The organism is Methylobacterium sp. NPDC097929 (assembly GCF_049543375.1).
In the GTDB taxonomy this organism is placed as follows: domain Bacteria; phylum Pseudomonadota; class Alphaproteobacteria; order Rhizobiales; family Beijerinckiaceae; genus Methylobacterium.
The window spans coordinates 268,500-286,853 of record NZ_JBMVEP010000003.1 but is presented as its reverse complement, the minus strand read 5'-3'; the positions used below and the strand labels follow the sequence as shown (position 1 = coordinate 286,853).

Sequence of the window (18,354 nt, the reverse complement as noted above, 5' to 3'; positions counted from 1 at the left end):
CTGATCGGCGGCAAAGGATGGCCGTGCTTACAAAAGCCGCCCGCCCCTGTCACCGTTTGCGTGGGGACAGCGCGCCGAGCCGCCCGCGCACGCTCGACAGGCCCTGAACGAGATCGATGAGTTCCTCGGCCATGCCGCCGCGGATCGCCAGCGCGACATCGGGGAACTCGCGCAGCACGCGGCTCATCACGGATGGGGTCACGCGCATCACTTCGGAGGGCTCGGTCGCCCGCGCCTCGGCCGGCCGTTCCGCCTGATGGAACAGCGCGTTGCGCCCGATCACGCCGGAGCGGGAGACGGTGACCGGCGCCTCCGACGCCCGCCGCGGGGTCAGGGCGATGGTGCCCGACATCACCACGTAGCCGCCGTCCGACGGCTCGCCGCGGGCGAACAGCAGGTCACCTGCCTCCAGGTTGCGCCGTTCGCCGGCAAAGCACAGCAGGCGCAGGGCGTCACGCTCGAACAGCTCGAACACCGGCGCCGCGGAGAGGATCGCGATGTCGTCGTCGAGCCCCAACGCTTGCCCCACCCCTCGGCCGCGAGATCCTGCCTCTGCGGCCAAGCCTAGCCGATACGGACCCCGCGCGAAACGGCGTCCCCGCGGCGGACCTGTGTGCGGAGGTGGATACCGGTTCCCCGGTGAGGATCAGGGCAGCAGCTTGTAGCCGCCGCCCTCCGTGACGAGGATGGCCGCGACTGCGGGGTTCGGCTCGATCTTCTGGCGCAGCCGGTAGATATGCGTTTCCAGGGTGTGGGTGGTGACGTGGGCGTTGTAGCCCCAGACCTCGGCGAGCAGCGTGTCGCGCCCCACCACCTCGCGGCCGGCGCGGTAGAGGTAGCGCAGGATCGCCGTCTCCTTCTCGGTCAGCTTCAGCTTCGAGCCGCGCTCGCCCACGAGCAGCTTGGCGCCCGGCCGGAAGGTGTAGGGACCGATGCGGAACACCGCGTCCTCGCTCGCCTCGTGCTGGCGCAGCTGCACGCGGATGCGGGCGAGCAGCACCGCGAACTTGAAGGGCTTGACCACGTAGTCGTTGGCGCCGGCCTCCAGCCCCTCGACCATGTCGTCGTCGGATTCCTGCGCGGTCAGCATGATGATCGGCCCGCGATAGCCGTTGCGGCGCAGCGTGCGCACGGCCTCGCGCCCGTCCATGTCCGGCAGGCCGACATCCATCACGATCAGGTCGACGGGGTCCTGTCCCACGCGGGCGAGCGCCCCGGCCGCCGTCGGTTCGCCGACGACGGAGAACTCGTCGTACGCGTCGATCTGCTCCGTCAGCGCTTCGCGCAGGGCCTCGTCGTCGTCACAGACGAGGAGGCAGTAAGGATTCGACATCGACGCCGTCGCTCTCGACAAACTTTCCGGCCCCGCACACCCCGCGCGAAGCTCGGGCAGGTGGCCGGGACAATCTCATGACGGCAAGCCGGTCCGGAAAGGCAGATCGCCCTCTGGCTTGGCCGCCGACGGGACCCTCACGATCCCATCCGGAAATAAACTTAGTTCGTTTTACGCTACAGGAAATCCGCACTGCGCGCTTATGCATAATTTTCGCCATGTTCAAACCGTCACGTCCGCTTGACGGCGGGGAGCCGGGAAGCGTGCGGGACGAACCGGCAATGCGGCGGGTGAAGAACGGGAAGTCCGGAGCGAAGGGAGGCGAGGGGACGAGAGGCCGGCAGGCCACGGCGCTCGCCATCCTGCGGGTTCGCCCGTTGCCGGGAGACCCGACCCGCGGCACGCTGAGCGCGGGCCGGACCGTCCTGCCCTGCGCCCTCGGGCGTGCGGGCGTGACGATGCGCAAGCGGGAGGGGGACGGCGCCTCGCCGCGGGGCGTCTTTCGCCTGCGCGGCGGCTTCTACCGTCCGGACCGCTTCCCGGTCCGGCCCGCGAGCGGGCTGACGCTGCGGCCGACGCGGCCGCAGGACGGCTGGTGCGATGCACCAGGAGACCGCCGCTACAACCGGCCGATCCGTCTGCCGAGCGATACGGCGAGCGCCGAGGCGTTGTGGCGCGACGACGGGCTCTACGACCTCGTGATCGACCTCGACTACAATCGCGGGCCGATCCGCCCCGGGCGCGGCTCGGCGATCTTCCTGCACGTCGCCCGCGCCGGCTACCGGCCGACGGAGGGTTGCGTCGCCCTCAAGCCCGGCGATCTGCTGCGCCTGCTTCGCCGTCTCGGACCGCGCACGCGCCTGGCGATCCGCTGACGCTCTTATTTGGCCGGCTCATCGTCTGCGCCGATTCCGGCCGAGTGGGAACCGCCGTCCTCGCTCATCGCTTCGCCCGGCGTCCGAAGATCGCGGTGCCGACGCGGACATGGGTGGCACCCATCTGGATCGCGGCCGGGTAATCGGCGCTCATGCCCATGGAGAGGATCGGCAGGCCGTGGCGCGCGGCGATGCGCGCGAGCAGGGCGAAATGGGGGGAGGGCGGATCCTCGGCCGGCGGGATGCACATCAGGCCGTGAATGGCCAGGCCGTGGGTCTCGCGGCACTCCGAGAGCAGCACATCCACCTGATTGGGGGCGACGCCGGCCTTCTGCGCCTCGTCGCCGGTATTGACCTGGATCAGCAGCTTGGGTGCACGCCCCGTCCGCCCGATCTCCTTGGCAAGCGCCGCCGCGAGCGAGAGCCGGTCGAGCCCGTGGATCACGTCGAAGAGTTCGACCGCCTCGCGCGCCTTGTTGGATTGCAGCGGGCCGACGAGGTGCAGTTCGACATCCGGGTAACGCTCGCGCAAAGCCGGCCACTTGGCCTTCGATTCCTGCACGTAGTTCTCGCCGAAGATCCGCTGCCCGGCTTCCAGGGCCGGCAGGATGCCCTCGGCCGGCACCGTCTTCGAGACGGCGACGAGGTGGACGCTCGCGGGATCGCGCTCGCTGTCCTCGGCGGCCCGGCGGATGCCGGCGCGCACCTCCGCGAGACCGGCGGCGACATCGGCCTCGCCGACCGGCGGCAGGGTCTCGAGGTTCGGGGTGTTCTCCGTCATCGCGTCTCCTTGCGGCGGACTCCTGCGGACTTCAAGGCCGCGCCCGCGCCTTTCCATCCCTCGCCCCGGCGATAGGTTGGTCTCTCCCTCTCATAAACGGAGACGCCGCGCCCGATGTTCGATTCGCCGGCCGACGCCTACGCCCAGCTCGCGCAGCACTTCACCCGTCCGCAGGCGGAAATCGTCGTCGCGGCGCTGGTGCCCACCCTGGTGTTCCGGCCACGGCCGAAGGGCGAGGCGCGCCTCGGCGGCACGCGGATCGGCGGCACGCCCGACCTCCCGCCGGGACTGGCATGGCCGCGGCGGGCCAAGCCGGCCGACATCGAGGCGATCGCCCGGCGCGGGAACGCGGAGGCGGGCGAGGAGATGCGGCGGCATTTCCGGAAAGAACTGCCCTACGCCTTCTTCGCTCAGGTCGATCTCGCGGAGGCGCGAGGGCAGGGCGGCCCCGCCGCCGCCCTGCCGGAGCAGGGGCGGCTCCTGTTCTTCTACGACCTCCTCGCCGGCCCGTGGGACAACGGCACCGAATCCGTTCGCGTCATTTGGGACGAGAGCCCGCGCGAGAGTCTCACCGCGCAGGCCCTGCCCCCCGACCTCGCGGCCGCGGCGGAGGCGCACCGGGCCGAGACCGCGAAGATCAACAGGGACTTCAAACTGCCAGCCCCCAAGCCCGATTCCGGCACGCCCTACGGTGGCCCGTCCCGGCCGATGCGCTTGCACCTCACCCTGCGCCCGCCGGCCGTCGAAAGCCTCGAGGCCGAGGCGAAGCCGGCCCTGAAAGCGGCGCTGGCCGCAAAAGGGGAGGCCGAAGAGAGTTTCCGCGACGCGTACCAAGAGCTGTTCTCGCGGACCTTCGATACCTATTACGGCGCCGCCAATACGGGGCGGCGCAACCAGCTCCTCGGCTCGCCCCTGCCCGAGCAGAGCGACCCGCGCTTCGAGGCGGAGGTCGCCGGCCGCTTTGGCGTGCAACACCTCGGCCGGGAATCGATCGATCTGCACCGGGCTGGGATCGAGGCTGCCATGCCGACATGGCGCCTTCTGCTCCAGATCGACGTCGGCGATTATCAGCAGGAGAGTGCGGAGGGCACGGTCTACTTCCTGATCCGCGAGTCCGATCTCGGCGAACGCCGCTTCGACCGGGTGATGGCGGTCTATCAGCAGACCTGAGCCGCGCCGATCGTTGACCCGCGCGCCTTCGGATATGCTAGGTGCCGGGCTTGCGTGCCCGCGACACCTCGCGCGGCCCCAGCCCCTTCCTTCGCTGATCCCGGCGCCCGCGATGACCGACTCCGCACAGCCCTCCCCCACGGCGCCCGAGCGCTACAACGCCAAGGATGCCGAGCCGCGCTGGCAGCAGGCCTGGAACGAGGCCAAGCTCTTCGAGACGAAGAACGACGATCCGCGCCCGAAATACTACGTCCTGGAGATGTTCCCCTACCCGTCGGGGCGCATCCATATCGGCCACGTGCGCAACTACGCCATGGGCGACGTGGTGGCCCGCTACAAGCGCGCCCGGGGCCACAACGTGCTCCACCCGATGGGCTGGGACGCCTTCGGCCTGCCGGCGGAGAACGCGGCCATGGAGCGCAAGGTCAACCCGCGGGACTGGACCTATGCCAACATCGCCACCATGCGCGGCCAGCTCCAGAGCATGGGCCTGTCGCTGGACTGGAGCCGGGAGATCGCGACCTGCGATCCCGACTATTACAAGCACCAGCAGCGCATGTTCCTCGACTTCCTCGACAAGGGCCTCGTCACCCGCCGCACGGCCAAGGTGAACTGGGACCCGGTCGATCACACGGTGCTCGCCAACGAGCAGGTCATCGACGGCCGCGGCTGGCGCTCGGGTGCGCTCGTGGAGCAGCGCGAGCTGACTCAGTGGTTCTTCAAGATCACCGATTTCGCCCAGGATCTGCACGACGCCCTCGACGGGCTGGAGCGCTGGCCGGAAAAGGTCCGGCTGATGCAGCGCAACTGGATCGGCCGCTCCGAGGGGCTGGAAGTGCGCTTCGCCCTGGCCGCGCCATTCGCCGGCACGCAGGAACTGACGGTCTATACCACCCGTCCCGACACGTTGTTCGGTGCGAAGTTCCTGGCCATCTCCGTCGATCATCCGCTGGCCAAGGCGCTGGCCGAGTCCGGCCCGAGAGCCGCGGAATTGCAGACCTTCGCCGAGGAATGCCGCCGCATCGGCACGGCGCAGGAGGCGATCGATACGGCGGAGAAGCTCGGGCACGATACCGGGCTCAGCGTGCGCCACCCGCTCGATCCCACCTGGGAGCTGCCGGTCTTCGTCGCGAACTTCGTTCTCATGGAGTACGGCACCGGCGCGGTGTTCGGCTGCCCGGCCCACGACCAGCGCGACCTCGACTTCGCCAACAAGTACGGCCTCGGCAACACGCCGGTCGTCTGCCCGGAAGGGCAGGACCCGGCGACGTTCGTCATCACCGACACCGCCTATGACGGCGATGGCCGGATGATCCATTCGCGCTTCCTCGACGGCATGGGCACCGACGAGGCGTTCAGGGCCGTCGCCGATCGGCTGGAAGGCGAGACGTTGGACGGCGCACCCGTTGCCCGGCGAAAAGTGCAGTTCCGCCTGCGCGACTGGGGCGTCTCGCGCCAGCGCTATTGGGGCTGCCCGATCCCGATCATCCACTGCGAGGCCTGCGGCCCGGTGTCGGTGCCCGTCGCGGATCTGCCGGTGAAGCTGCCCGACGAGGTCTCGTTCGATCAGCCCGGCAACCCGCTGGAGCGGGATCAGGCGTGGCGGCAGGTGCCCTGCCCCCGTTGCGGCGCGGCGGCCCGGCGCGAGACCGACACGATGGACACCTTCGTGGACTCGTCCTGGTACTACGCCCGCTTCACGGCGCCGTGGCTCGCCGACGCGCCGACCGACCGCAAGACGGTCGATCACTGGCTCGCCGTCGATCAGTATATCGGCGGCGTCGAGCATGCGATCCTGCACCTGCTCTACTCGCGCTTCTTCATGCGGGCGATGCGCGTGACCGGCTGGGCCGGCGTGTCCGAGCCGTTCGCCGGCCTGTTCACGCAGGGCATGGTCGTCCACGAAACGTACAAGGACGCAGCCGGCGCCTGGGTGCCGCCGGCCGAGATTCGCTTCGAGAGCGAGGGTGGGGAGCGTCGCGCGTTTCACGTGAAAACCGGCGAGCCGATAACGGTCGGCCCGACCGAGAAGATGTCGAAGTCGAAGAAGAACGTCGTCGATCCCGACGACATCATTGCCAGCTACGGTGCCGACACCGCCCGCTGGTTCATGCTCTCCGACTCGCCCCCTGAGCGCGACGTGATTTGGACCGAGGAGGGCGTGCAGGGCGCCTCCCGCTTCGTGCAGCGCGTCTGGCGCCTCGTTCACGGCGCTGCCGGGGCGCGCGGCGCGGCGTCTCGCGGGGATGCCGCCCTTCGCAAGGCCGCCCACAAAGCCCTGGCCGCCGTCGGCGAGGATGTCGAGCGCCTACGCTTCAACCGCTGCGTCGCCCACATCTACACGCTGGCGAATGCCCTCGACGAGGGCTTGCGGGGCGGAGTCTCGCAGGCGGCTGCGGGCGAGGCGGCCCGCATCCTCGTCCAGCTCATCGCGCCGATGATGCCGCATCTGGCGGAGGAGTGCTGGCGGGTTCTGGGCGGGGAGGGGCTCGTCTCCCAGACGTCCTGGCCCGAGGCGGACCGAGCCCTGCTGGTCGAGGACGAGATCACCCTCCCCGTCCAGATCAACGGCAAGAAGCGGGCGGATGTCACCGTCCCTCGGGACGCCGACGCGAAGGCGGTCGAGGCGGCGACGCTCGCGCTGGAGGCCGTGCAGCGGGCTCTGGAAGGCCGCGCCCCGCGTAAGGTCATCGTGGTGCCGGGGCGGATCGTGAACCTCGTCCTGTGAGCGAGGCCCTGCCTGCGCGCGACGACACCATCTTCGCCCCGGCGAGCGGCTTCGGCCGCGCGGCGCTGGCAGTGGTGCGGATCAGCGGGCCGGCGGCCGGGCTCGCACTCGATGCCCTCGCGGGCGGCCGGCCGCCGCCGCGCCGGCATTCCCTGCGGCGCCTGCGTGATCCGGCCTCCGGGGAGGTTCTCGATCAGGCCGTGGTCGTCTGGCTGCCGGGGCCGGGCACGGCGACCGGCGAGGACATGGCTGAACTGCATCTCCACGGCGGCGCGGCGGTGCGGTCCGCGGTGCTGCGGGCGCTCGGGCGGGTGCCGGGATGCCGGCCGGCGGAGGCCGGGGCCTTCAGCCGGCGGGCCTTCCTGAACGGCCGCATCGACCTCACCGAGGCGGAGGGCATCGCCGACCTCATCGACGCCGAGACAGAGGCGCAGCGCGTCCAGGCCCTGCGCCAACTCGACGGCGCGCTCGGCCGTCAGGTGGCGACCTGGCGCGAGGCCGGTATCGACCTTCTGGCCAGCGCGGAGGCTGCGCTCGATTTCGCCGACGAGGGCGACGTGGACGATGCGGATCTGGATGCTGCGCTGGGAGGGCGGGCCGCCGTCCTGCGCGATGCGATCGAGAACGCCCTTGCCGACGGACGGCGGGGCGAGCGCCTGCGCGAGGGGTTTTGCGTGGTGCTGGTCGGCGCACCCAATGCCGGCAAGTCCACCCTGCTCAACGCGTTGAGCGGGCGGGAGGTGGCGATCGTCTCCGACATTCCCGGCACCACCCGCGATGCCATCGAGGTGCGCTGCGATCTCGGCGGCCTGCCCGTGCTGCTGGTCGATACGGCGGGCCTGCGCGAGACGGACGATGCGGTCGAGGCGGAGGGCGTCCGGCGTACGCGCCGCCGTGCCGAGGGCGCCGATCTCGTGCTGAGGCTGGTTCCGGTGGGCGATGCCAGTGCCGATGCGCCGGCCGATCGCGCTACGCTTCTCGTTCGTACCAAGGCGGATCTTGTGGATGCGCCCTCGTCTGAGGCCGGGCTATCGGTCTCGGCGCTGACGGGTGCCGGGCTCGAGGGTTTGCTCGACGCGATCCGGCAGGCGGCGGAGGCCTCGTTCGGGCAAGGGGATGCCCTCATCACCCGCGAGCGCCATCGCGAGGCCCTGACCCGGGCCGCGACCCATCTGGACCGTGTGGCGAGGGCGCGGCCCGGCCATCCGCCTGAACTGACCGCCGAAGATCTTCGCCTTGCCGTCCGCGCGCTCGGCGAGGTCGGCGGCCATGTCGGCGTCGAAGCGATGCTGGATCGCCTCTTTTCCGGCTTCTGCATCGGCAAGTGATGTCAGCCTCAGCGGACGATCCGTCGAGAGAATGGGTCAGGTCTTGAACACGGCGATGTGGTTGCCGTCGATGATCCGAAAGCCGATTCCGGCTCGCTGCAACGCCGCGATCGCCATCCGGTGGCTGTGGGCGCGTCGCCCGCCAACGGATTCTTCGAGGCGCCGGACGGTGGCAAAGGACAGGCCGCCGGCCCGGGCGAGATCCTGCATCGACCAGCCGAGCAGTGCCCGTGCCGCGCGCAGATGATGCGCCTCGATGCCGTCCTCCAGCCCTTTGCGGACCTGATCGACGGCCGGTGCCGCCGGACCGCCGATGCGGGCGGCATGCGTGGCCCATGTCTCGATCCGACCCGCGGTGTCACGCACGGGTGCGTAGAGAAACCGGAAATGGCCCTGCTCGCCATCCGACAAGATCAGCCGTTTTGACACCTCGAACGGTTTGCCAGACGCGATCAACGCCTGAAGCTCGGCCCGCATCCGCACACGGTCGTCCCTTGCGACGATGCTGTCGCAATTGGCCTGGAAGGTGTCCTGCGTTATGCCGGTGAGGCTCAGGATCTCGGGTGACGCCACGCGCTGGCCGCCGGTATACAGCGCCGCGTTCGACCAGGATTGAAGCGTCTCGAACAAGGCCCACTGGCGACGGCGCTCCAATTGCAGGGCTGCGGCCATCTGTTCCCGGTCGGTTACGTTCAGCACGACGCCTGCCGCGGCGCATGGGCGGCCTTCGGGCGTGTGGTAGACGCGGCCCCGAAGGCTCAGGATGCGCGATGCCCCGTCAGCGCGGATCACGCGGACGGTGTGGTCGTTCAGGACGCCGTACGTCGCGATGTCCTCGGCACGCTCGAGAAGGTCTCGGTCCTCGGGATGGACGAACCGGATAAGCCGCTCGTAGCTCGGGGGCAGGGCGCCGGGCGCCAGACCGAGCAGGCGGAAGAGGCCCGGCGACCAGACATGGTCTCGCTCGGCAAATCGCCAGCCCCAGGTTCCCGTCAGCCCTACGCTTTCGAGAAGCTTGAGAAAGTCGGTTGAAGAGAATCGGAGATCGGCCGTGTTCATCGGGGAGCGGGTGCCGGGGCTTTCGAGGCGGAGCATGGAGACGCGATATGAAACCTGCAACCTCGGCCGACAATGGCAGCCGACATCGGCTGAACGATTGCCGCACGCGCCGTCGAGTGTTCGAGTTTCTGTTGAACCCCGTTTTATTGTACGCAATATGACATTACATGATCGGATCGTGTTTCAATGGCTGTTGCATCTCGCTCGGATCTTGGGTGTGCGCAGAAATTGCCGGCACTTTGCGTCGAAGCCAACATTATGAGCAAAAACTGCTCATGAATTCCCAAACAGGCAGCTTTCGCAAATAAAGCCTCTGCGGCATCATTTGATCCCGATGCGTTCTATCTGCAGGGGCGAATATGCCAAGGTATTACTTCAACGTGCATGACAATCTCGGTCTGATCGATGACGAAGGTGTCGAACTTCCCGATCTCGATGTCGCTGTGAGAGAGGCCGTGCGCATGGCCGGATCTCTGCTCAAGGACAGCGGGCACCAGATGCCTCTTGGGAGCACATGGTCGCTCGAAGTGGCTGACGACGCCAATCCCGCGATTTTCCGGATCGATGTTCAGGTCCGCCCGACATCCGCGATGCTTGCTTCGGAGCCGCAGCGCTCTGCCGCCTGAGATCGGCGCGAAGTGGCCGGTTCCCGCTGACCCGCCCCCTGGACGGAGGGGACGGAAGCTTTGATCGAGGCTCGGTGCCGCGCGCCATTGTCCGGCGCATGCGGGTGCGTTGACCTCCCTCTTCGGGCATGCGTAAGCACAGCCCATGCACGACATCTCTTCCTGCTACGACGTGATCGTCGTCGGCGGCGGCCATGCCGGCGTCGAAGCGGCCGCGGCAGCCGCGCGGAGCGGCGCTCGGACGGCGCTCGTCACCCATCGGGCTGCGACCATCGGCGCGATGTCCTGCAACCCTGCCATCGGCGGCCTCGGCAAGGGTCACCTCGTTCGTGAGGTCGATGCCCTCGACGGATTGATGGGCCGCGTCGCAGATGCCGCCGGCATCCAGTTCCGCCTGCTCAACCGCCGCAAGGGTCCGGCCGTGCGCGGCCCCCGCACCCAGGCCGACCGGGCAATCTATGCCAGCGCCATGCAGCGGGCCGTCGCCGAAACGGACGGGCTCACCGTCATCGAGGGCGAGGCCGGCGACCTGATCGTCGAGACGGGCCGCGTCGCGGGCGCCGTGCTCGCGGATGGACGACGGGTTTCGGCCGCGGCGGTGGTGATCACCACGGGCACCTTCCTGCGGGGGCTGATCCATATCGGCGAGACGCAGATTCCCGCCGGCCGCGTGGGGGAGGGGCCGGCGATCGGTCTCGCCCATACGCTCGACCGATACGGCTTCCGCCTCGGCCGGCTGAAGACCGGGACGCCGCCCCGCCTCGACGGTCGCACGATCGACTGGTCCGCCCTGGAGATGCAGCACGCGGACGAGGAACCCGTTCCGTTCTCGACACTGACCGAGCGCATCACCACGCCCCAGATCGCCTGCGGCATCACCCGCACGACGACGGCCGTCCACGATCTCATCCGGGCGAACCTCCACCGGTCCCCAATGTATTCCGGCGGCATCAGCAGCCGGGGACCCCGCTACTGCCCCTCGATCGAAGACAAGGTGGTGCGCTTCGGCGACCGCGAGGGACACCAGATCTTCCTCGAGCCGGAAGGTCTCGACGACCCCATCGTCTATCCGAACGGCATCTCGACGGCGCTGCCGGAGGCGGTTCAGGCCGGCATCATCGCCGCCATTCCAGGGCTGGAGCGCACGCGGATCGTGCGGCCCGGCTACGCCATCGAGTACGATTACGTCGACCCGCGCGAACTCGACGCCACGCTTCAAGCCAAGCGCCTGCCGGGCCTGTTCCTGGCGGGGCAGATCAACGGCACCACCGGCTACGAAGAGGCGGCGGGGCAGGGGCTGGTCGCGGGCCTCAACGCCGCGCGGTTCGCGGGCGGCTCGGATCTCGCGATCTTCGACCGGGCGGAATCCTATCTCGGCGTGATGATCGACGATCTCGTCACGCATGGGGTGAGCGAGCCCTACCGCATGTTCACCTCGCGCTCCGAGTACCGGCTCAGCCTGCGCGTCGACAATGCCGACGAGCGTCTGACGCCCCGCGGCGCGGTCCTGGGCTGCGTCGGCTCAGGCCGCGCGGCGCATTTCGCCGCCGCGCAAACGGCGCTCGCCGCGGTGAGGGCACGCCTCGACGCCCTCAGCCTGACCCCGAACGAGGCGGCGCGCCACGGCCTCTCCCTCAACCGCGATGGCCTGCGCCGCAGCGCCTTTCAGCTCCTGTCCTATCCCGAGATCGGCTGGGAGCAGCTCGCCGGGGTCTGGCCGGAACTGGCGGCCGTGCCGCCGCGGATTGCCGAGCGTCTGCGCACGGATGCGACCTACGCCGTCTATCTCGATCGGCAGCAGGCGGACATCGTCGCCTTCCGCCGGGACGAGGCGGTGCGCCTGCCGGCCGCCCTCGACTACGGCGCGATCGCGGGCCTCTCCAACGAGATGCGGGCCAAGCTCGATGGCGTGCGGCCGACGACCCTGGGTCAGGCGGCCCGGATCGAGGGTGTCACACCCGCCGCGCTCACGCTGCTGGCTGCTCATGCCCGCCGGGGCAGGGCACAGGTTTCGGTCTGACGATGCGGGAGGGTTCAACGCGGCCGCCCGCGCCGGCAGAGAGAGGTCGCACGCATGAGCACTAACCAGCGTGCCCACGTGCTGGCTGAGCACAATGTTTCACGTGAAACAATCGCCGCGCTCGATCTCTACGTGTCGCAGCTCACCCGGTGGCAGACGGTCAAGAACCTCGTCGGACCCGCCACCCTGACGGAAGTCTGGCAGCGGCACATCGCCGATGCACTGCAACTCCTGGCGCTGGCCCCGGACGCGACCCGCTGGGTCGATCTCGGCTCCGGTGCCGGCATTCCCGGACTGATCCTTGCCATCGCCGGCCGGGACCGCCCCGGCTTCCGCATGGATCTGGTGGAAAGCAACGCCCGCAAATGCGCCTTTCTGACCGAGACGGCCCGCCTGACCTCGGCGCCCGTCACCGTTTACAACACTCGGATCGAGGCGGTGATCGCTGGCTTCACCGAGGCGGAAATCGTCTGCGCCCGGGCCCTAGCGCCGCTCGGTCAGCTCCTCGCCTGGACCGAGCCTCTGTTGACAAAAGGCACCGTCGGGCTGTTTCCGAAGGGACGTGATGCAGCCACGGAATTGACCGAGGCCGACAGAGAGTGGACATTCGCCCGCGACCTGATTCCGAGCCGCACCGACTCGCAGGCACGGATCGTGCGCGTCACGTCGCTTTCCCGCGTGGATCCATGACCGATTCGACAAAGGCCGACCCGGCCCCGGCCAAACCGCTTCGCGTGCTCGCGCTCGCCAACCAGAAGGGCGGCGTCGGCAAGACCACCACCGCGATCAATCTGGGCACGGCGCTCGCCGCCATCGGCGAGCAGGTGCTGGTGATCGACCTCGACCCGCAGGGCAACGCCTCGACCGGACTCGGCATCGACCGGCGCCGCCGCAAGGTCTCGACCTACCACGTGATGGCGGGCGAAGCCCCGCTCTCCGAGGCGATCACCCCGACGGCGGTGCCGCGCTTGTCGGTCGCGCCCTCGACCATGGATCTGCTCGGTCTCGAACTCGAACTGGCGAGCGCGTCCGACCGGGCCCACCGCCTGCGCAACATCCTGCGAGACCTCACGACCCCGGAGGGCACGGAGCCCATCAGCTACGTGCTGATCGACTGCCCGCCCTCACTCAACCTGCTCACCATCAACGCGCTCGCCGCCGCCGACGCGGTGATGGTGCCGCTGCAATGCGAGTTCTTCGCCCTCGAAGGTCTCAGCCAGTTGCTGCGCACCGTCGAGCAGGTTCGGGGCGCCCTCAATCCGAAGCTGCAGATCCAGGGCGTCGTGCTGACCATGTACGACCCGCGCAACAACCTCTCGACCCAGGTCGTGGCGGACGTGCGCGGCTTCATGGGCGACAAGGTCTACGAGACCATGATCCCGCGCAACGTGCGGGTCTCGGAGGCGCCCTCGCACGGCAAGCCGGTTTTGCTCTACGACCTGAAATGCGCGGGCTCGCAGGCCTATCTGCGCCTCGCCTCCGAAGTCATCCAGCGCGAGGGCCGGGCGCCGCCGCCCGCCGCCGCCGCCTGAAACCTGAAGCGTAACGGAGTCCTCTCGTGGCGATGGCGGATGATGCGGCGCGGCCGCGGCTCGGGCGCGGCCTTGCGGCGCTGATCGGCGACTTTTCTGACGATGCCGGCGGGGACGCGGCCCGTGCCTCGGGGCAGCCGCAGCGCAAGGTGGCGGTGGAGTTTCTGCGTCCCAACCCGCGCAATCCCCGCCGCCGTTTCTTGGAACCGGAACTCGACGAGCTGGCGACCTCGATCCGCCAGCGCGGCGTGATCCAGCCGATCGTGGTGCGCGCGCTCTCCGGCGTTCCCGGCACCTTCGAGATCGTGGCCGGCGAGCGGCGCTGGCGGGCCGCCCAGCGGGCCGGCCTCAACGAGGTGCCGGTGGTCGTGGTCGAGATCGACGACCGCACCTCGCTCGAATACGCGATCCTCGAAAACGTCCAGCGCGCCGACCTCAACGCGATCGAGGAGGCTGCCGGATACGAAAGGTTGATGGGAGAGTTCCAGTACACGCAGGCCGAGCTTGCCGATTTGCTCGGCAAGAGCCGCAGCCATCTCGCCAACACCCTGCGCCTTCTTCAGCTCCCGCCCGCAATCCAGGATCGCGTCACCGCGAGCGAGATCACCGCCGGCCATGCCCGCGCCCTGCTCTCCGTGCGCGATCCCGAGGCGATCGCGCGCCGTATCGTGGCCGAGGGCCTGTCCGTCCGCGAGGTCGAGGCTCTGGCCGCCGCGGAGGCGCCGCAGGACGAGACGCCCCGCCCCGGCCGGCCGCGCCGCTCCGCCGGCTCCGACGCTGCCCTGCGCTCCCTGGAAGAACTGCTGGGCCGCGCCCTCGGCCATACCGTGGCGGTGAAGAGCAAGGCGAGCGGGGAGGGGGAGATCCGCATCCGCTACGCCAGCGCCGAGGAGCGAGACGCGCTTTGCCGCAAGCTCGGCGGGAGCTGATCCCGCCTTCCCGCTGCGGGGGCTTCCATGACGATCCAGCGCTACCACGTCGCGGCCGGCGGTCTGCCCGGTCAAGCCACCCTGCACGCGGGAAGAGCGGTCTTCACGGAGGCCTACGCCCTGATCCCGCGGGGGGTGATGCGGGACATTGTGACGAGCGCCCTTCCGTTCTGGGAGAAGACCCGCGCCTGGGTGTTGGCCCGGCCGATGACGGGATTTTCCGAGACGTTCTGCCAGTGCCTGATGGAGACGGCGCCGGGCGGCGGCAGCGACCGGCCGGAGCCCGATGCGGGGGCCGAGAGCGTGCTGTTCGTCGTCGCGGGCGGGCTGACGGTGACCCTCGGCGGCACGCCGCACCCGCTCGAGCCGGGTGGCTACGCCTATCTCCCGCCGGGCGCGGACTGGACGTTGCGCAACGACGGCACTGCGACCGCGCGCTATCACTGGATCCGGAAGGCCTACGAACCCGTCGAAGGCCTCGCGCTGCCCGAGCCGCTCTTCACCTCCGACGCTGCCGTGGAGCCGATGGCGATGCCGGGCACGGACGGCGCCTGGGCGACGACGCGCTTCGTCGACCCGGCCGATCTGCGCCACGACATGCACGTCAACATCGTCACGCTGCGGCCCGGCGCCGTCATCCCCTTCGAGGAGACGCACGTGATGGAGCACGGGCTGTTCGTGCTCCAGGGCAAGGGCGTCTACCGGCTCAACCGGGACTGGGTGGAGGTGGAGGCGGGCGACTTCCTGTGGCTGCGGGCCTTCTGCCCCCAGGCCTGCTACGCGGGCGGGCCGGAGCCGTTCCGCTACCTGCTCTATAAGGACGTGAACCGGCACCCCCGGCTCCGGTTGGCGGGGCGCTGAGATGCCGGATCGCGTCGTCACCGCCCGCCCGCTGACCCGCGAGGCCTTCGCCGAGTTCGGCGCGGTGATCGACCGGAACGGGCGCGTGCCGCGGCCGATGAACGGCGACAGGGCCCTGCGCTACCACGCCCTCGCCACGGCGCAGGCCCTCGGCGAGGGGGCGGAGGTCGTGCTCAGCCTCGTCGATTCGAAGCCCGCTCCGGCACCGTTCCACCTCGACCTCGTCGAGCGGCACCCGTTCGGCTCGCAGGCCTTCGTCCCGTTGTGCGATGCGCCCTTCCTCGTGACCGTCTGTCCCGACCGGAACGGGCGCCCCGGCGAACCGCTCGCCTTCCTGACCGCGCCGGGGCAGGGCGTGAACTACCGCGCCGGCACGTGGCATGGCGTGCTGGCGCCGATCGGCGGCGCGCAGAGCTTCCTCGTCGTCGATCGCGATGGGGCTGGAGTGAACCTCGAAGAGTTCGTCTTCGACGCGCCCTGGCGGATCGATCTGGAGCCGTTCGGCGTCTGATATCGACTCCGTTTGATCGTTTTGGCCTTTGCCCCGCTCCGTCATCGCGAGCGGCAGCGAAGCGATCCAGGGCGCGGCATCTCAGGAAAGGTCGCGCCCTGGATTGCTTTCGCTGAGCCTCGCAAGGACGAAGGAAGAGACCGAAGCGATCAGCCGGAAGCCGTCTGAGACGACGAGCGGTCGACCCGTTCAGGCCCGGCGTCGGGAGGCCTCGACGGCGATGCGCAGGAAGACGCCCTGGGCCTGCGCATGAGCGAGGTCCGGCTCGGAGCGGCGGCAGGCCAGAACGGCGTCCTGGAGCCAGCCCACCGCCTGCTGCAGGCCCGGCGCCGACCAGCGGGCGAGCTGGGCTTCCGCGAGCGCCTTGCGCCGGAAGTGTAGGCCGCGCCAGTTGGCGACGAGCTGGCTCGCGCTGCCCCGCGGGTTGTCGAGGCGCAGGGAGAGAAGGGCGAGGCCGTGCCGCAGCCCCGCGCCCAGCATGGCGGAGGGGTCCATCCCCTCGTGGCGGAAGCGGCGATATTCCCGCTCGGCGTCCCCTGCGCGCCCGGCGAAGGCGGCGTCGATCAACGCGTTGAGGACGCTCGCGCCGACATCGCTGACGATCGCCTCCACATCGTCGAGGCCGACGCTGGCCTGGCCGCGGGCGTAGAGGGCGAGCTTGCCGATCTCGGAGAGGCTGGCGCGGCGGTCGCTGCCGAGGCTGCCGGTCAGCAGGTCGCGGGCATCCCGGTCGATGCGCAGGCCGTCCTCTTGGAGCGTGCGCTCGATGAGGTCGGCGAGGGTGCGCTCGTCGTCCGCGTAGCAGGGCAGCGCCAGCGCCTTCGCCGAGCCCTCGCAGAGGGTGCGCAGGGGGGCCGAGCGACCGAGATCGCCCGCCTCCACCACGATGCGCGCGCCCTCGGTTGGCGCCTTCAGCACGGCATCGACCGCCGGAGCGTAGTTGCGGCTTCCCGAACGGACCCAGATGGTGCGGCTCCCGCCGAACAGGCCGACGGTTCCGGCCTCGTCCATCAGCCGGCCGGGATCGGCGGCGAGCGTGTCGCCGTCGATCTTGATCAGGGCGAAGGGGTCGTCGGGGTCCGCTACCATGCCGCGCACCAGCCGCGTTGCGCGGTCGGCGACGAGGCCGGTATCGGGCCCGTAGACCAGCACCACCGCGATGCGCGCATCGGGCCCGCGCCGGACGAGGCCCTCGACATCGCCGGCCTTGACCGCCGTCATGCCGCGGCCGTCAGGGGTTGGGCTTGACGGTGAGGACGGAGGCGATCCGGGTCCTGATCTGGTCGGCCAGCACCTTGGCGAGCCGGATCTCGGCGTCCCGCGCGGCGCGCAGGGAGGCGAAGCGCTGGATCGAGCGGTCGTAGGTCGCGGTCGCCGTGGCGACGCCCTCGGTGAGGATGCGGCGCCCGTCCAGGCTCTCCAGGGAGAACTTCACGGTGCCGACGATCGTGCCGGCCTCCGCCCGGGCGGTGGTGGAGGAGACGATCGGCGTCTGCACCTGCTCGCTGCCCTGCATCTTCAGGCGGTAGCGCTTGGGCACGGCGGCCTGACCGGAACCGTCGAGATCGAAGATCAGCTCGCTGCGCAGGTAATGGCCGAGCCGCTCCTGATCCTGGGCCATGAGGACGTCGTCGACTTGGATCGCCGCAAGCAATCCCTGCATCGATTCGCCCGAGGCGGTCGGCCCGTAGAGGGGGCGGAAACAGGCGCCGAGATTCAGAGCGAGGCCGGCGGCGAGCACGAGCCGGGCGACCCGGACAGCTGGCCGGACCCTCGGCCTCACACCTGGCTTCATCGTCGCCACACCCATCACACGCCCCGAGGCCGCTCCCCACCGCATCGCGCCCGAGTTCCTCGCGGACCCGGCACGGCTCCGCTTGTACGGCAGGCGCCGCGCCCGGTCACCCTGGCACGATCATACTTTACGAATGCTGTCTCTATGAGGGCCGTGCGGCGAGACGATGATCGGGGAGGGGGCATGCCGCCGCAGGCAATCGTCTGCGCTCGCTTGTGGAACCGCGGGCGGATTCCCACCTTCCGATCATACCGGAAACCCGTTCCGAACCTGCGCCTTGACGGCGATCGGGCCCCCGTCGTAGATTGGAACAAATGGCGAACAAACGAGCCCTGTCCTGGTCGGTCGCGCTGCGTGACCTGAAGGACGACCGATCCCGGAGAGCGGATGTGCGCGAGGAGCGGCTCCGAACCATGGCGGGCCTGCGCGGCAGCGCGGCCCCGTCCTTGAGCGCGTGGCGCGGGCGTTCGGGCCGGCGCTACGTCGTGGGCGTCCACGATCTCGTGGAAGCCGAACTCGCCGAGATCGGCGAGGCGGTGGTGATCGCGGTGCGGCGGGACGAGGCCGGCATCGCCGAAGCCGTCGCGATCGCCGCCATCGGCAGGGGCGCGCGGGAGCGGCTGCACCGCAACTGGCTCGCCCGCGCCCGCCAGAACGGCGCGACGGAGATGCATGTCCATCGCCTCGCCGAGAGCGAGGAGGCGCGCCGCGCCGTCGTCACCGACCTCGCCGCGGACGCGGACCTTTCAGCTGCCTGATGGCTCCGATCGCCCCGATTCCGCTCGCCGGCCTGTGAGAGGCCGGCC

Annotated in this window: 18 protein-coding genes; 12 read left to right on the top strand and 6 right to left on the bottom strand. The window is 69.8% G+C overall.

All coding sequences use genetic code 11. The features are described 5' to 3' along the window. Nucleotides 1-49: 49 nt before the first annotated feature. Nucleotides 50-517 (bottom strand): Crp/Fnr family transcriptional regulator, encoded by a 468-nt coding sequence (locus ACPCJR_RS11485; protein ID WP_391512373.1) that lies wholly within the window; start codon nt 515-517, stop codon nt 50-52. Nucleotides 518-646: 129 nt separating this feature from the next. Next, nucleotides 647-1,333: a response regulator transcription factor gene (locus ACPCJR_RS11480; RefSeq protein WP_110350352.1), complete on the bottom strand. Its 687-nt coding sequence runs from the start codon at nt 1,331-1,333 to the stop codon at nt 647-649. A 263-nt stretch (nt 1,334-1,596) separates the two neighbouring features. Between ACPCJR_RS11480 and ACPCJR_RS11475 the strand changes: the two genes are divergently transcribed. Next, a complete protein-coding gene (locus ACPCJR_RS11475; protein WP_391512182.1) occupies nt 1,597-2,208 on the top strand; it encodes a L,D-transpeptidase family protein in 612 nt (203 codons plus the stop codon). 64 nt (nt 2,209-2,272) lie between these two features. On the opposite strand, the gene ACPCJR_RS11470 is transcribed toward ACPCJR_RS11475, so the two are convergent. After that, nucleotides 2,273-2,989 (bottom strand): YggS family pyridoxal phosphate-dependent enzyme, encoded by a 717-nt coding sequence (locus ACPCJR_RS11470; RefSeq protein WP_391512183.1) that lies wholly within the window; start codon nt 2,987-2,989, stop codon nt 2,273-2,275. A 114-nt stretch (nt 2,990-3,103) separates the two neighbouring features. On the opposite strand from ACPCJR_RS11470, the gene ACPCJR_RS11465 reads away from it, so the two are divergent. From ACPCJR_RS11465 to mnmE, 3 genes are all read left to right on the top strand, one after another. Further along, entirely contained in the window at nt 3,104-4,159 is a 1,056-nt protein-coding gene (locus ACPCJR_RS11465; protein ID WP_391512184.1) for a DUF1963 domain-containing protein, read from the top strand. 112 nt (nt 4,160-4,271) lie between these two features. Beyond that, nucleotides 4,272-6,887, top strand: a complete 2,616-nt coding sequence (gene leuS / locus ACPCJR_RS11460) for a leucine--tRNA ligase (protein ID WP_391512185.1) — start codon at nt 4,272-4,274, stop codon at nt 6,885-6,887. Beyond that, nucleotides 6,884-8,215, top strand: coding sequence for a tRNA uridine-5-carboxymethylaminomethyl(34) synthesis GTPase MnmE (gene mnmE, locus ACPCJR_RS11455; RefSeq protein WP_391512186.1), 1,332 nt, complete (start codon nt 6,884-6,886; stop codon nt 8,213-8,215). Before leuS ends, mnmE begins: the two co-directional genes overlap by 4 nt. A gap of 36 nt (nt 8,216-8,251) precedes the next feature. Here mnmE and ACPCJR_RS11450 read toward each other — a convergent pair whose 3' ends face one another. Continuing rightward, nucleotides 8,252-9,310, bottom strand: a complete 1,059-nt coding sequence (locus tag ACPCJR_RS11450; RefSeq protein ID WP_391512187.1) for a PAS domain-containing protein — start codon at nt 9,308-9,310, stop codon at nt 8,252-8,254. A gap of 323 nt (nt 9,311-9,633) precedes the next feature. Here ACPCJR_RS11450 and ACPCJR_RS11445 point away from each other — a divergent pair, with 323 nt between their 5' ends. The 7 genes from ACPCJR_RS11445 (at nt 9,634) to ACPCJR_RS11415 (ending at nt 15,753) form a co-directional block, all read left to right on the top strand. Then, on the top strand, nt 9,634-9,900 hold the full coding sequence (locus ACPCJR_RS11445; protein ID WP_391512188.1) for a DUF6894 family protein: 267 nt from the start codon (nt 9,634-9,636) through the stop codon (nt 9,898-9,900). 145 nt (nt 9,901-10,045) lie between these two features. Then, nucleotides 10,046-11,920, top strand: a complete 1,875-nt coding sequence (gene mnmG / locus ACPCJR_RS11440) for a tRNA uridine-5-carboxymethylaminomethyl(34) synthesis enzyme MnmG (protein WP_391512189.1) — start codon at nt 10,046-10,048, stop codon at nt 11,918-11,920. A 54-nt stretch (nt 11,921-11,974) separates the two neighbouring features. Further along, entirely contained in the window at nt 11,975-12,610 is a 636-nt protein-coding gene (gene rsmG, locus ACPCJR_RS11435; protein ID WP_391512190.1) for a 16S rRNA (guanine(527)-N(7))-methyltransferase RsmG, read from the top strand. After that, complete coding sequence (locus ACPCJR_RS11430; protein ID WP_391512191.1) at nt 12,607-13,452, top strand: ParA family protein; 846 nt, start codon at nt 12,607-12,609, stop codon at nt 13,450-13,452. Before rsmG ends, ACPCJR_RS11430 begins: the two co-directional genes overlap by 4 nt. Nucleotides 13,453-13,484: 32 nt before the next feature. After that, nucleotides 13,485-14,381: a ParB/RepB/Spo0J family partition protein gene (locus ACPCJR_RS11425; RefSeq protein ID WP_391512374.1), complete on the top strand. Its 897-nt coding sequence runs from the start codon at nt 13,485-13,487 to the stop codon at nt 14,379-14,381. Nucleotides 14,382-14,408: 27 nt separating this feature from the next. Next, on the top strand, nt 14,409-15,242 hold the full coding sequence (locus ACPCJR_RS11420) for a bifunctional allantoicase/(S)-ureidoglycine aminohydrolase (protein WP_391512192.1): 834 nt from the start codon (nt 14,409-14,411) through the stop codon (nt 15,240-15,242). 1 nt (nt 15,243) lies between these two features. Next, nucleotides 15,244-15,753, top strand: coding sequence for an ureidoglycolate lyase (locus ACPCJR_RS11415; protein WP_391512193.1), 510 nt, complete (start codon nt 15,244-15,246; stop codon nt 15,751-15,753). A 189-nt stretch (nt 15,754-15,942) separates the two neighbouring features. On the opposite strand, the gene holA is transcribed toward ACPCJR_RS11415, so the two are convergent. Continuing rightward, a complete protein-coding gene (holA, locus tag ACPCJR_RS11410) occupies nt 15,943-16,974 on the bottom strand; it encodes a DNA polymerase III subunit delta (RefSeq protein WP_391512194.1) in 1,032 nt (343 codons plus the stop codon). 10 nt (nt 16,975-16,984) lie between these two features. Then, nucleotides 16,985-17,548, bottom strand: a complete 564-nt coding sequence (gene lptE / locus ACPCJR_RS11405; protein ID WP_331287768.1) for an LPS assembly lipoprotein LptE — start codon at nt 17,546-17,548, stop codon at nt 16,985-16,987. 314 nt (nt 17,549-17,862) lie between these two features. Between lptE and ACPCJR_RS11400 the strand changes: the two genes are divergently transcribed. Next, nucleotides 17,863-18,306, top strand: coding sequence for a hypothetical protein (locus tag ACPCJR_RS11400; RefSeq protein ID WP_391512195.1), 444 nt, complete (start codon nt 17,863-17,865; stop codon nt 18,304-18,306). Nucleotides 18,307-18,354 lie beyond the last annotated feature (48 nt).

Coding starts and splice junctions, on each gene's coding strand:
- mnmG (WP_391512189.1), top strand. CDS start 10,046: ATGCACGACATCTCTTCCTGCTACGACGTGATCGTCGTCGGCGGCGGC.
- holA (WP_391512194.1), bottom strand. CDS start 16,974: ATGACGGCGGTCAAGGCCGGCGATGTCGAGGGCCTCGTCCGGCGCGGG.
- ACPCJR_RS11465 (WP_391512184.1), top strand. CDS start 3,104: ATGTTCGATTCGCCGGCCGACGCCTACGCCCAGCTCGCGCAGCACTTC.
- leuS (WP_391512185.1), top strand. CDS start 4,272: ATGACCGACTCCGCACAGCCCTCCCCCACGGCGCCCGAGCGCTACAAC.
- ACPCJR_RS11450 (WP_391512187.1), bottom strand. CDS start 9,310: ATGCTCCGCCTCGAAAGCCCCGGCACCCGCTCCCCGATGAACACGGCC.
- ACPCJR_RS11420 (WP_391512192.1), top strand. CDS start 14,409: ATGACGATCCAGCGCTACCACGTCGCGGCCGGCGGTCTGCCCGGTCAA.
- ACPCJR_RS11430 (WP_391512191.1), top strand. CDS start 12,607: ATGACCGATTCGACAAAGGCCGACCCGGCCCCGGCCAAACCGCTTCGC.
- ACPCJR_RS11425 (WP_391512374.1), top strand. CDS start 13,485: ATGGCGGATGATGCGGCGCGGCCGCGGCTCGGGCGCGGCCTTGCGGCG.
- ACPCJR_RS11480 (WP_110350352.1), bottom strand. CDS start 1,333: ATGTCGAATCCTTACTGCCTCCTCGTCTGTGACGACGACGAGGCCCTG.
- rsmG (WP_391512190.1), top strand. CDS start 11,975: ATGAGCACTAACCAGCGTGCCCACGTGCTGGCTGAGCACAATGTTTCA.
- ACPCJR_RS11400 (WP_391512195.1), top strand. CDS start 17,863: ATGGCGAACAAACGAGCCCTGTCCTGGTCGGTCGCGCTGCGTGACCTG.
- ACPCJR_RS11415 (WP_391512193.1), top strand. CDS start 15,244: ATGCCGGATCGCGTCGTCACCGCCCGCCCGCTGACCCGCGAGGCCTTC.
- lptE (WP_331287768.1), bottom strand. CDS start 17,548: ATGAAGCCAGGTGTGAGGCCGAGGGTCCGGCCAGCTGTCCGGGTCGCC.
- ACPCJR_RS11445 (WP_391512188.1), top strand. CDS start 9,634: ATGCCAAGGTATTACTTCAACGTGCATGACAATCTCGGTCTGATCGAT.
- ACPCJR_RS11470 (WP_391512183.1), bottom strand. CDS start 2,989: ATGACGGAGAACACCCCGAACCTCGAGACCCTGCCGCCGGTCGGCGAG.